Source organism: Micromonospora sp. KC721, assembly GCF_004348355.1.
Lineage (GTDB): Bacteria > Actinomycetota > Actinomycetes > Mycobacteriales > Micromonosporaceae > Micromonospora.
The window spans coordinates 1-12,528 of sequence record NZ_SMJY01000178.1 but is presented as its reverse complement, the minus strand read 5'-3'; the positions used below and the strand labels follow the sequence as shown (position 1 = coordinate 12,528).

Annotated in this window: 11 protein-coding genes; 5 read left to right on the top strand and 6 right to left on the bottom strand. The window is 71.8% G+C overall.

Features of this window, described 5'->3' with window-relative positions:
- Positions 1-1,246: class I tRNA ligase family protein (locus E1182_RS24185; protein WP_165942701.1), on the top strand; the 1,246-nt coding region annotated here is incomplete at its 5' end.
- Between the two features lie 44 nt (positions 1,247-1,290).
- Here the strand turns inward: E1182_RS24185 and E1182_RS24180 are convergent.
- The 5 genes from E1182_RS24180 to E1182_RS24160 form a co-directional block, all read right to left on the bottom strand.
- Positions 1,291-2,388, bottom strand: coding sequence for a leucine-rich repeat protein (locus E1182_RS24180; RefSeq protein ID WP_165942700.1), 1,098 nt, complete (start codon positions 2,386-2,388; stop codon positions 1,291-1,293).
- A gap of 516 nt (positions 2,389-2,904) precedes the next feature.
- A complete protein-coding gene (locus tag E1182_RS24175) occupies positions 2,905-3,615 on the bottom strand; it encodes an ABC transporter permease (RefSeq protein ID WP_132269286.1) in 711 nt (236 codons plus the stop codon).
- A gap of 197 nt (positions 3,616-3,812) precedes the next feature.
- The gene (locus E1182_RS24170; protein ID WP_132269284.1) at positions 3,813-4,766 is read right to left on the bottom strand and encodes an ABC transporter ATP-binding protein; all 954 of its coding nucleotides are present in this window, start codon (positions 4,764-4,766) and stop codon (positions 3,813-3,815) included.
- Positions 4,763-5,644, bottom strand: coding sequence for an ABC transporter permease (locus tag E1182_RS24165; protein ID WP_132269282.1), 882 nt, complete (start codon positions 5,642-5,644; stop codon positions 4,763-4,765). The genes E1182_RS24170 and E1182_RS24165 overlap by 4 nt, the downstream gene beginning before the upstream one ends.
- Complete coding sequence (locus E1182_RS24160; protein WP_132269279.1) at positions 5,637-6,551, bottom strand: ABC transporter ATP-binding protein; 915 nt, start codon at positions 6,549-6,551, stop codon at positions 5,637-5,639. Before E1182_RS24160 ends, E1182_RS24165 begins: the two co-directional genes overlap by 8 nt.
- Positions 6,552-6,697: 146 nt before the next feature.
- Between E1182_RS24160 and E1182_RS24155 the strand changes: the two genes are divergently transcribed.
- From E1182_RS24155 to galT, 4 genes are all read left to right on the top strand, one after another.
- The gene (locus E1182_RS24155) at positions 6,698-7,300 is read left to right on the top strand and encodes a DM13 domain-containing protein (RefSeq protein WP_132269277.1); all 603 of its coding nucleotides are present in this window, start codon (positions 6,698-6,700) and stop codon (positions 7,298-7,300) included.
- A gap of 102 nt (positions 7,301-7,402) precedes the next feature.
- Positions 7,403-8,932 (top strand): adenylyl-sulfate kinase, encoded by a 1,530-nt coding sequence (gene cysC / locus E1182_RS24150; protein WP_132269275.1) that lies wholly within the window; start codon positions 7,403-7,405, stop codon positions 8,930-8,932.
- Between the two features lie 105 nt (positions 8,933-9,037).
- Positions 9,038-9,841 (top strand): DeoR/GlpR family DNA-binding transcription regulator, encoded by an 804-nt coding sequence (locus E1182_RS24145; RefSeq protein WP_132269288.1) that lies wholly within the window; start codon positions 9,038-9,040, stop codon positions 9,839-9,841.
- The gene (gene galT, locus E1182_RS24140; protein WP_132269273.1) at positions 9,838-10,914 is read left to right on the top strand and encodes a galactose-1-phosphate uridylyltransferase; all 1,077 of its coding nucleotides are present in this window, start codon (positions 9,838-9,840) and stop codon (positions 10,912-10,914) included. The genes E1182_RS24145 and galT overlap by 4 nt, the downstream gene beginning before the upstream one ends.
- Before the next feature lie 324 nt (positions 10,915-11,238).
- Here galT and E1182_RS24135 read toward each other — a convergent pair whose 3' ends face one another.
- On the bottom strand, positions 11,239-12,456 hold the full coding sequence (locus E1182_RS24135) for an NADP-dependent isocitrate dehydrogenase (protein WP_132269271.1): 1,218 nt from the start codon (positions 12,454-12,456) through the stop codon (positions 11,239-11,241).
- Positions 12,457-12,528: the final 72 nt, after the last annotated feature.

Sequence of the window (12,528 nt, the reverse complement as noted above, 5' to 3'; positions counted from 1 at the left end):
GACCGGGGACTGGCTGGTCAGCCGGCAGCGCTTCTTCGGGGTGCCGGTGCCGGTGTGGTACCGGCTCGACGACGTTGGCGAGCCGGACTACACCCAGCCTCTCACACCCGACGAGTCGACGCTGCCGGTCGACCCGTCCGGCGAGCCGCCGCCCGGGTACGACGAGTCGCAGCGCGGCGTGCCCGGCGGCTTCGTCGGCGACCCGGACGTGCTGGACACCTGGGCCACCTCGTCGCTGACCCCGCAGATCGTCAGCGGCTGGGAAACCGACCCGGACCTGTTCGACCAGGTGTTCCCGATGGATTTGCGCCCCCAGGGCCAGGAAATCATCCGGACCTGGCTGTTCTCCACGGTGGTCCGCTCCCACCTGGAACACGGCGTGCTGCCCTGGCGCACGGCGGTGCTCTCCGGCTGGATCCTCGACCCGGACCGCAAGAAGATGTCGAAGTCCAAGGGGAACGTGGTCACCCCGATGTCCCTACTGGAGCAGCACGGCTCGGACGCGGTCCGCTACTGGGCGGCCAACGGTCGGCCGGGCATGGACCTCGCCTTCGACGCCGCCCAGATCAAGGTGGGCCGGCGGCTCGCCACGAAACTGCTCAACGCCTCGAAGTTCGCCCTCGGACTGGGTGCCGCCGACGCCTTGCGCGCGCCGGCGACCGCCCCGCTGGACACCGCCATGCTGGCCGAACTATCCACCGTGGTCACAGCGGCCACGGCGGCCTTCGACGGGTACGACCACACGGCGGCGTTGCAGGCCAGCGAGGCGTTCTTCTGGCGATTCTGTGACGACTACATCGAGCTGGTGAAGGAACGCGCCTACGGCAGCGGGCCCGCGGCCGACTCGGCCCGGGCGGCGCTGGCGACCGCGCTGTCGGTGCAGTTGCGGCTCTTCGCCCCGGTGTTGCCCTACGTCACCGAGGAGGTGTGGTCCTGGTGGCGGTACGGCTCGGTGCACCGCGCGACCTGGCCAACCACGTACGAGGTGAAGCGGGCGATCGCCGGCGAGGGCGACCCGGAGTTGCTGCGACTCGCCGGGGACGCGCTGAGCCAGGTGCGCCGCGCCAAGTCGGAGCGGAAACTGTCGATGAAGGCGGAGGTGCCGCTGGCCGAGGCGCTCGGCCCGGCAGCCCTGCTCGACCGCCTCACGGTCGTCGCCGACGACCTGAAGGCGGCGGGCCGCGTCGGCAAGCTCGACCTCCTCCCCGACCGCACCCCCGAGCTGGTGATCGCCTGCGCCTTCTGAGGTATGGGAAGGTCCCCGAGGCGGGGACCTTCCCATACCAGCGTCTACTGCTCGACCACTCGGAGACCGGCGTTACCGGCAGGGCGGAACGAGGCCCACGGGTCGCCGCCCGGATGGTGGAGCGTGAGCTTCGACGCGTCCGTGCCGGTGAACGCGGCGGGATCCTGTGCCGGCGGTCGAGCGCCGAGATAGACGGAGCGCAGCGCCGCGTTGTTCGCGAACACGCGTGGTCCAAGCTTGCGCAGGCCGGGCGCGTACACGGTCGACAGCCGCGGATTGTTGGTGATCGAGTCATGCCAGGCGGTGGTGAGTGCGGGTGCCCAGACCTGCCGCAGGTTCGCGAAGCCGGTGATGGCGTTCTTGTCGAGGGTTTGCAACTTCGGCAGGCGCAGAACCTTCAGTCCGGTCCCTGAGGCCGCGTCACCGTTGAGGTCGAAGCAGTTGATGCCCAGGTAGGTGAGCTTCGGCAGGTGCACGGCCCGCAGCGCGTGGGTGTCGTTGAGGGCGTTACGGCCGAGCGATTCGAGGTTCGCGGCGGCGAAGTACCGCAACCGGGAGGTGTCGTCGAACGCGAATTCGTCCACCGTCGCCGCTCGGGGCAGGTTGACCTTCACCAGGTACTGATTGCGCCGGAACGCATGCCGGCCGATGGCGGTGGCGCTGGGCAGGTAAACGACGGCGAGCCGCGCGTACGGTGCGTGGCCGAAGGCCATGACGCCGACCGTGCGGGCGGCGCGCAGGCTCACGCTGGCGAGGTTGTGGTTGCTGAATGTGCCGGCTTTGACCTCTTCCAGGTCGTCGAGGACGAGGTGCCGGACCCACGTGTCCCACCAGCCGTTGTGCCACAGGTAGGGCGAGCGCCCGCCGCGTGCGATCTGGCCGGCGCAGGGCAGACCCGAGTCGGGTGTGCACTCCCGACCCCCCTGGAGCGAGCGCAGGTTGTACACGTGCAGCCGAGCGAGATTGGTCAGCCCGAGCCCGCCGCTGCCTGCGGGGCGGTGCAGCGTCTGCAGGGCGGCCAGGTCGGCGTCGTTGAGGGCGGTTCCCCCGGTCAGGTACAGGGCGAGCCCGCTGCCACCCGCCAGCCTGTCCCGGATCTTCGTCAATTCGGCTTTCAGCGGCGAGGTGGCGGCGGTCGACACGTCGTACCGCAGCGGGACGGTGCCGGCCGGCAGCGCATGGTCGCCGGGCCTGGTCACGCGGTACCGGTACGTCTCCGAGCGCTTCAGATCCGGGTCGGTGGTGAAGACCGGATCGACGCCGGGGTCGGCACCCGGATCGGTGGCGGTCGGACCGGTGGCGGTCGGCGAAGGGCTGCTCGAAGACGTAGCTGATGCGGAAGCCGACACTGTGGTGGACGGTGCGGCGGGCGTCGGTGCCGCGCCGGCCGCGACGAAGGTCGTGGGCGTCTCGCGCGGTCCGCGCAGGACGACGCCGGTGACTGCGGCTGCTGCGCCCACCGCGAGGACCACCGCCGCCGCGAGCGCGCGCCGACCAGTCACTCGAACCCACCTGCTCGGCGACAGCGGGCGCACGGTCCGGGACGTGGGGGCGGGAGCGCCGGTCCACGCTACCAATGGAGCGGAACGGCTGCGCTGCGGGGCGGCGCTGGTCACCGCCCCGCAGCGCGTCGTGGACAGGGGATCCTTCGTTACCCCTCAGCTGGTTTCGCCGGCCACCGAGAAGGAGCGGAGGCGGTCGATGGCCAAAGCGGTGAAGCCGACCGCGACCAGGGCGGTCAGCACGGCGGCGACGGGTACGGAGACCGCCCCGGTGAGCAGGTCGGTGGGGGCGAGCCGGTCGGCGAGGGCGATCACCCACTGCTGCACCGACAGCACCTTGGTGCCGCTGACGAACCGGCCCAGCAGCCCTTCCCAGATCAGCACGTAGACCAGGCCGAGCAGCACCGGCCGCCGGGTGACCAGGCTCAACGCCAGGAACAACGCCGAGTACGCCAGCGCGCCCAGCGCCGAGGCGGCGGCGAGCGCCACGCCGAGGCGTACCGAGTCGGCGAGCACACCCGCGACGACGATCGGCACGGCGATGGTGGCCGCGCTGACCCCGGTCGCGACCGCGAGCTTCGGCAGCACGATCTGCCATCGCGGCAGCGGCTTCGTCAACACGTGCACCACCGTGCCGTCGTCGATCTCGGCGCCCAGCACACCGGTGCCGACCACCAGCGACACCACCGGCAGCACCACGGCCAGGCCGAGGCCCACCAGCACCGGCGGCCCCCACTCGGCCGGGTCCACGCCCAACGACCGACAGAGGACCGCGAGGCCCACCAGCACCGCGGGCAGCGGCAGCAACATCAGGAACCGGCGGCGGCCGAACAGGCCCCGCGCGGTGATCCAGGTAACGGTCGACACCGTTCAGCCTCTCTCGTTCATGACTGTGGGGCTCACTCGCTGCGCTCGTTCACTCCTCGCACTCACCGGTCAGCCTTCCGTTCGTGACTGTGGGGCTCACTCGCTGCGCTCGTTCACTCCTCGCACTCACCGGTCAGCCTTCCGTTCGTGACTGTGGGGCTCACTCGCTGCGCTCGTTCACTCCTCGCACTCACCGGTCAACCCTCCAGCAGGTAGGAGAAGACGCTCTCCAGGGACTCGTCCTCCGGCAGCAACTGCCGGACCCGGACGCCACGGGCCAACGCGACCTTGGGCAGGGCTCGGGTGAACGCACCGTAGTCACCGGCCTTGACGGTCAGCCCCGTCCGGTCCAGCTCGACGCCGGTGACCGAGGGCTCGGCCATCAGCGCGACGGCCAGCGCCCGGTCGTCAGTGGAGCGGACCGTGAACACGTGCGGTCGGTTGGTCATCAGCCGGCGGATGGTGCGGAAGTCACCGGAGGCGGCGAGCCGCCCGGCCACCATCACCTGCACCGTGCCGGAGACCTGCTCGACCTCCTCCAGGATGTGCGAGCTGAACAGGATGGTCCGGCCGGCGTCACCGAGGGAGTGCAGCAACGTCATCATGTGCAGCCGCTGGCGCGGGTCCATGCCGTTGAACGGCTCGTCGAGCAGCAGCACCTGCGGGTCGTGCACCAGCGCGGCGGCGACCCGCGCGCGCTGCCGCATGCCCTTGGAGTACGTGCCGATCCGGCGGTCCTGCGCGCCCTCCAACTCGACCAGGGCGATCGCCCGGCGGGCTGCCGCCGCCGGGTCGGGCAGCCGGTGCAGCTTCGCGCTGGCCAGCACGAACTCGTACGCGGTGAGGAAGGTGTGCACCGCCTCCCGCTCGCTGACCAGCCCGAGCCGCCGGTACACCGGCGGGTTACGCCAGGTCGGCTCCCCGTCCAGGGTGACCGCCCCCCGCGACGGGGCCAGGAAGCCGGCCATCATGTGCAGCAGCGTGGTCTTCCCCGCCCCGTTCGGGCCGAGCAGGCCGGTCACGCCCGCCCCGAGCCGCATGCTGACGTCGTTGACGGCCACCACGTTGCCGTACCAGCGGGAGACGCCGGTGAGGGCCAGGGTGCTGGTGGTGACCGCCGGGGCGGTGGCCTCGGCACTGAGCGTGGTCATCGGGCGGCCACCTTCCGGTATCGCAGCAGCAGCAGGGCGACGCAGGCGGCGACCAGCAGCACCGCGCCGAGGGCGTACACCGGACCGAAGTCGCCGATCATCTCGTCGGCCGCTCCGGCAGGCGCCATCTGGTCGCCGAGGGTGAACAGGCCGACTCCCTGCACGAGGGTGGACGGTGAGGCGAGCAGGGCCAGTTCGTTGACGGTGCGGGAGGGCAGGATGGACAGCACACCGACGATCGGGGTGGTCATCAGGAAGACCGCCACCACGCCACCGGCGGCGAACGCCCGCTTCCCGGTGAGCGAGGCGACCAGCAGACCGACCGAGGCGAAGACCACCGCCCAGAGGCCGGCGTAGAGCAGCCCCGGCAGCAGGTCGAACAGTTCGTCGCGTACCCCCGTGAGCCCCTCGCCGGTGGCGAAGGCGGCACCGAGGAACATCACCAGCTGCGGCCCGCCGAGCAGCAGCCAGAGCCCGGCGGCCAGCGCCAACAGCTTGGCCAGCGCGTAGTCGCCGCGTGGCAGCGGGCGGGAGAAGTACAGCGGCAGCACCCCGCTGCGCAGATCCCGGGAAACCAGCTCGGGAGCGGCGACCGCGGCGAAGAAGATGACCAGCCAGCTCATCGCGTCGGCGAACTGGGCGTACGTCATCACCACCTGACCGGTCTGGCTGCGTACCGCGGTGAGCCCGGCCGCCACCAGGGTGACGATGCCGATCACCAGCCAGGGGAAGATCTTCGCCTTGGCGCTTCGGCCCAGGCCGAAGATGGTACGCAGACCGTGCAGCCAGAGCGCCCCGAAGACCCGCCGGCGGCCCAGCCGGGGGCCGGTGTAGCGCTGGTAGCCGATGTCGTGGATGACGCCGGTCGGCTCAGACATGGGTGGGCTCCCTCGGGGCGAACAGCTCGGCCACCCGGTGCCGGCGCTGGTCCAGCCGGTGCAGCGGCAGGTCCAGCTCGGCGACCGCACCGAGGATCAGGTCGTAGGTGGCCTCGTCGGCGAGCGGGACGAGCAGCGTCCGGCCGTCGCGGGTCACCGGCAGGTCGAGCGCGGCGAGGCGGTCGGCCAGGCGCTCCGTGCCCTCGCTGACCTCGACGGCCAGCACGTCGGTGGCGGAGGTCATCGCGGCGATCGGGCCGGCCCGCAGCAGCCGGCCGCCGTCGATGGCGACCAGCGTGTCGCAGATCCGCTCCACCTCGCCGAGCAGGTGCGAGCAGACCAGCACCGAGATACCGAACTCGGTGCCGATGCGGTGCACCAGCGCGAGCATGTCGTCGCGACCGGCCGGGTCGAGGCCGTTGGTCGGTTCGTCGAGCAGCAGCAGGTCGGGGTCGTGGACCAGGGCCTGGGCCAGCTTCACCCGCTGCTTCATGCCGGTGGAGTAGCCGCCGACGGCCCGGTGGCGCTCCTCGTGCAGGCCGACGTGCCGTAGCGCCTCGGAGGCCCGCTCGCGGGCCGCCGTGCGGGGCAGCCCGCTCATCCGCCCCAGGTGGGTGACCAGTTCGGCGGCGGAGAGATCGGGCGGGAGCGCGTCGTGTTCGGGCATGTAGCCGACCCGGGCGCGCACCGCGGCGGGGTCGGTGGTCGGATCGAGGCCGAGCACCCGGACCCGCCCGCCGCTCGGGGCGAGCAGGCCCAGCAGGATCTTTATCAGGGTGGACTTGCCGGCGCCGTTCGCACCGACCAGTCCGATGATCCCCGGCTCGACCGCGACGGTCAGGTCGGACAGCGCGGTGATCCGGCCTCCGTACGTCTTGGTCAGCGACTGGGTCGCGATCAGTGTCACGACGGTCAGCCTAGGAAGCGAACCCCCCCCATGGGTATCCGGAATCGCCCGGGCTCGCCCCTGAGACCCGCACCCGGGCGGCGGTAAGGCTCTCGTAAGCCGCCGGTGTGCTGTCTCGCGCGCGGAACTGTCGGAGACTGGACGGCATGCCCCGTCTGCCGCGTACCCCGTTGACCTGGCTCGTCGTCGCCGTCCTCGCCGTCGGAGCGATCTTCGGGCTGTACTGGTTCCAGCCGTGGAAGCTGGTGACCGACACCCGGGTCGACGAACGGCTGGCCGAGGTGGCCGCGCCGGCGCCGACCGAGCCGGTTCCCACCCCGTCCGGCATGGTCACCGCGTCCGGCGCACCGACGGCGTCCGCCCCTCCGGCCACGCCCGACGCGCCGGCCGGGCCGGTGCTGGTCAGCCGCGGCGAGTTCGTCACGCACGAGCACGACACCTCGGGCACCGCCCGGGTGATCCGCACCGGCGACGGCAAGCACCGGCTGGAACTGGTCGGCCTGTCCACCTCCAACGGGCCGGACCTGCGGGTCTGGCTCAGCGACCAGCCGGTGCGCACCGGGCGGGCCGGCTGGGGCGTCTTCGACGACGGCCGCTGGGTCGAGCTGGGCCGGCTGAAGGGCAACCGCGGCGATCAGGCGTACGACATTCCCGCTCGTACCGACCTGACCCATTTGACCAGCGTCTCGATCTGGTGCAAGCGGTTCTCGGTCTCCTTCGGCGCCGCCGCGCTGACCCCGGTGGGCTGATCCGCGCCCACGCTCGCGGGCGGGAGTGGAGTGGCGCTCTCGACCGATCGCCGGTCGGCTGCGAAACTGTGTGCCGGCCAGGCCAGCGAGTGAGGGGTACGGATGAGCAACGGGTGGGTGCTGCCCGACGAGGTGCTTCGGGACGCGCCGGCGTACACGCCGCGCCCGGCTGAACTGGCCGACCTGGAGTTGCTGCTGACCGGGGCGTACGCCCCGCTGGCCGGTTTCATGACCCGGGCCGACCTGGCCTCCCTGCACCGGCGCGGCCGGCTCGCCGACGGCACGCCCTGGCCGGTGCCGGTGACCCTCCAGGTGCCGGCGGCACTCGCCGCCGGGCTCGACCCGCGCCACCCCGACCGCCGTACGCTGGTGCTCAGTGACGGCGAGGGCGCGCCGGTGGCGGCGCTGGAGGTCCTCGACGTGTGGACCGCCCGCGAGGGCGTGGCCGGTGTGGGCGGCCCGGTCCGCCGGCTCGGCGACGGCGGGCACGGCCCGTTCCAGCGGCTGCGCCGCACCCCGGAGGAGGTCCGCGCCCTGCTGCCTCCGGGCCGGGTGCTCGGGGTGATCGCCGACCGGCCGCTGCACCGGCCCCAGTTGGCGCAGATCGCGCATGCCGCGCGCACGCTGGGCGCGCACCTGCTGGTGATGATCCCGGTGGGTGACGACGGCCATGGCGGCCTGCCCTCGGAGGCGCTGGTCCGCGCGGTCTTCGCCGCCCGCGACCGGATGCCCCCGGCCACCCTGGTCGCGGTGCCGCTGCCGCGCCGCCGCGACGAGATCAGTGACGCGCTGCTGCGGGCCCGGATCTCCGCCGCGTACGGGGTGACCCATCTGCTCTCCACCGGCGAGTCGTTCTCCGGGCCGGGGCTGCGGGTGCTGGTCCCCCGCGAGCTGGCCTACGACAACCGGGACGGGCAGTGGCGCTGGCGGGACGACATCCCGCCCCGTAACCGCCGGCTGGCGCTCAGTCAGGCGGAGATCGACGATCTGCTGGACCGGGGCTTCCCGCTGCCCGAGTGGCACACTCCGCCGGCGGTGGCCAAGGAGCTGAGCCGGGCCCGTCCGCCGCGCCGGCACCGGGGCCTGGTGGTCTTCCTGACCGGCCTGTCCGGCTCCGGGAAGTCGACCATCGCGCGCGGCCTGGCGGACCTGCTGCGGGAGCAGGGTGAGCGGACGGTGACCCTGCTGGACGGGGACGTGGTGCGCCGGGAGTTGTCGGCCGGGCTGGGTTTCAGCAAGGCCGACCGGGACGCCAACGTGCGCCGGATCGGCTGGGTGGCCGCCGAGATCGCCCGGCATCGGGGGGTGGGTGTCTGCTGCCCCATTGCCCCGTACGCCCAGGCGCGGGCGACCGCCCGGGAGATGGCGCTCGCGGCCGGGGCGGGTTTCGTGCTGGTCCACGTGGCCACCCCGCTGGAGGTCTGCGAGCAGCGGGACCGCAAGGGCCTGTATGCGCGTGCCCGCGCGGGTCTGCTCACCGGCATGACCGGCATCGACGACCCGTACGAGGAGCCGACCGACGCCGATCTGGTGGTCGACACCACCCACCTCAGCGTGGAGGAGGCGGTGCAGGCGGTGATGCATCTGCTCACCGAGACCGGTTGGGTGGAGCCCCGGCTTCAGTCGACCTGATTACCAGGGGGCCGCCTTCCGCCGCTGCTGACTGCGCGCTAGTGTTCGTTCTTGTTGGAACGCGTTCGAGCACGTGAGGTGCGCGGGAGCTGGGAGGTGCGGCGGATGCTGGCGCGGCAACGACAGGCGGCCATCCTCGACCGGGTCCACGCCACCGGCGGGGTACGGGTCAGCGAACTGGCCGCCGAGTTCGGCGTCTCCGACATGACCATCCGACGCGACCTGGACACCCTGCACGAGCAGGGCCTGCTCGCCAAGGTGCACGGCGGCGCCACCGTAGCCGGCCCCGGCTCCACCGACGAACCCGGCTTCCACGCCAAGTCCGTGCGGCAGCTCGCCGAGAAGGCCGCCATCGCCGCCCGGGCCGCGGAGCTGGTCGGCCCCGGCGCCGCCGTCGCCCTCTCCGCCGGCACCACCACCGCCGAACTGGCCCGACGTATCATCGACGTGCCCGGTCTGACCGTGGTGACGAACTCGCTGCCGGTGGCCGAGATCCTGCACACCGGTGGGCGACCCGACCAGACCGTGGTGCTCACCGGAGGGGTGCGTACCCCCTCCGACGCGCTCGTCGGACCGCTGGCCGTGGACGCGATCCGCTCGCTGCACCTGGACGTGCTCTTCCTCGGCGTGCACGGGATCAGCGAACGGGCCGGCTTCACCACTCCGAACCTGATGGAGGCGGAGACCGACCGGGCCCTGGTCGCCGCCGCCGACCGGCTGGTCGTACTGGCCGACCACACCAAGTGGGAGACCGTGGGCATTTCTTCGATCGTCGGCCTGGCCGCCGCCGACGTGCTGGTCACCGACGACCAGTTGACAGCCGAGGCGCGCCGGATTCTTGACGAGAAGGTGGGTGAGCTGGTGGTCGTGACGAGCACGGGCCGGGCAGTGGCGGAGGAGTCGCGGTGAAGCGTACGGCGATCGAGCTGGCGGACGGCCGCGAGCTGATCTACTTCGACGAGCGGGACGACGCGGTCCGCGACCAGCCCGACCGGCGGGAGCTGCCGCCGCCGCCGTCGGCCTCCCAACTGCGGTACGACCCGCTGACCGACGAGTGGGTGGCGGTGGCGGTGCACCGGCAGACCCGGATCTTCCTCCCGCCGGCCGACCAGTGCCCGCTCTGCCCCTCCCGGGACGACCGGCTCAGCGAGATCCCCGCTCCCGACTACGACGTGGCGGTCTTCGAGAACCGCTTTCCGTCGCTGAGCCAGCGGATCGCCGAGGAGCCCGCGGAGATCACCCCCTTCACTCCGGTACGACCCGGTCAGGGGCGCTGCGAGGTGGTCTGTTTCACCGACGACCACAACGCCTCCTTCGCCAGCCTGACGCCGAGCCGGGTCCGCACCGTGCTGGACGCCCTCGCCGACCGGACGGTGGCGCTGAGCGAGCTGCCCGGAGTGGAGCAGGTGTTCTGCTTCGAGAACCGGGGCGTGGAGATCGGTGTGACCCTGCACCACCCGCACGGGCAGATCTACGCGTACCCGTTCGTCACCCCGCGCACCCGGTCGATGCTGACGGCCGCCCGCCGGCATGCCGAGCGCACCGGCGGCGGCAACCTGTACGCCGACGTGCTCGCCGCGGAGCGCGCCGCCGGGGACCGTATCGTCGTCGCCAACGAGCACTGGACGGCGTACGTCCCGGCGGCCGCCCGCTGGCCGTTCGAGGTGCACGTGGCGCCGCACCGGCCGGTGCCGGACATCCCGGCGCTCGACGACGCCGAGCGGGACAGTTTCGGCCCGCTCTACCTGGATCTGCTGCGCCGCTTCGACACGCTGTTCGACGTGCCCATGCCGTACATCGCGGCCTGGCACCAGGCACCGGTACGCGTCGACCGGGAACTGGGGCACCTGCACCTGCAGCTGTTCAGCATCCGGCGGGCCAAGGACAAGTTGAAGTACCTGGCCGGCTCGGAGTCCGGAATGGGCGTCTTCATCAATGACATCGCGCCCGAGCGGGCCGCCGAACTGCTCCGCGCCGCCTGACCGGACGCCCGATCCGGGGATGGTCCGTGCCCGGCCGAGGACAGGGCGCGGGGGGCCCGGGACAGGGCCCCCCGCAGGGAAGGGACGGCTGGCTGTCTGTGACAGCCGGGATGGTTGGCTGGTCGGCACTCGTGCCGCGAGGCGACCGCGTCAACCCTCCGTGGACGCGACTGGCACCACGTCCGCCTCGTACAACGATCCGTCGGTGCGCCGGTGACGCACGACGCGACCGGCCGGGCACGACGCGGCCGGTGACGCACCGCCCCGGGTACGACGAAGCCCGCCGGCCACGAAGGCCGGCGGGCGCGGTCGGTACGGCGGGAATCAGGCGGCGAGCCTGCGCGCCAGGTTCTCGTCGAGCGCGTTCATGAACTCGTCGGTGGTCAGCCACGGGGCGTCGCGCGAGATGAGCAGCGCGAGGTCCTTGGTCATCTGGCCGCCCTCGACGGTGTCGATGATGACCCGCTCCAGGGTGTTGGCGAACTCGGTGACCGCCGGGGTGCCGTCCAGCTTGCCCCGGTGGGCCAGGCCCCGGGTCCAGGCGTAGATCGAGGCGATCGGGTTGGTCGAGGTCTTCTCGCCCTTCTGGTACTGCCGGTAGTGCCGGGTGACGGTGCCGTGGGCGGCCTCGGCCTCGACGGTACGGCCGTCCGGGGTCATCAGCACCGAGGTCATCAGGCCGAGCGAGCCGAAGCCCTGCGCGACGGTGTCGGACTGCACGTCACCGTCGTAGTTCTTGCAGGCCCAGACGAAGCCGCCCTCCCACTTGAGCGCGGCGGCGACCATGTCGTCGATGAGCCGGTGCTCGTAGGTGATGCCGGCGGCGGCGAACTCGCTGGCGAACTCGTTCTCGAACACCTCGGCGAAGATGTCCTTGAAGCGACCGTCGTACGCCTTGAGGATCGTGTTCTTGGTCGACAGGTAGACCGGGTAGCCGCGGTCCAGGCCGTAGCGCATGGAGGCGCGGGCGAAGTCGCGGATCGACTCGTCGAAGTTGTACATGCCCATGGCGACACCGCCGCCGGGGAAGTTGGCGACCTCCATCTCCATCGGGGCGCCGCCGTCGGCCGGCTGGTAGGTGATGGTCACCGTGCCGGGGCCGGGGACGACGAAGTCGGTGGCCTTGTACTGGTCGCCGTGCGCGTGCCGGCCGATGATGATCGGCTTGGTCCAGCCGGGGACCAGGCGCGGCACGTTCGACATGATGATCGGCTCACGGAAGACGACGCCGCCGAGGATGTTGCGGATGGTGCCGTTCGGCGACCGCCACATCTTCTTCAGGCCGAACTCCTCGACCCGGGCCTCGTCCGGGGTGATGGTGGCGCACTTGACGCCGACGCCGTGCTCCTTGATGGCGTTGGCGGCGTCGATGGTGACCTGGTCGTCGGTCTCGTCGCGGTACTGGATCGACAGGTCGTAGTAGTGCAGGTCGACGTCGAGGTAGGGCAGGATCAGCTGCTCACGAATCTGCTTCCAGATGATCCGGGTCATCTCGTCGCCGTCGAGCTCGACGACCGGGTTGTTTACCTTGATCTTCGCCATCGGCCGGCGCTCCTCTCAGGGGACACGTGCAAGCAGTACGAGCGTACTGGAAACCCCCCGACTCCCCACCCC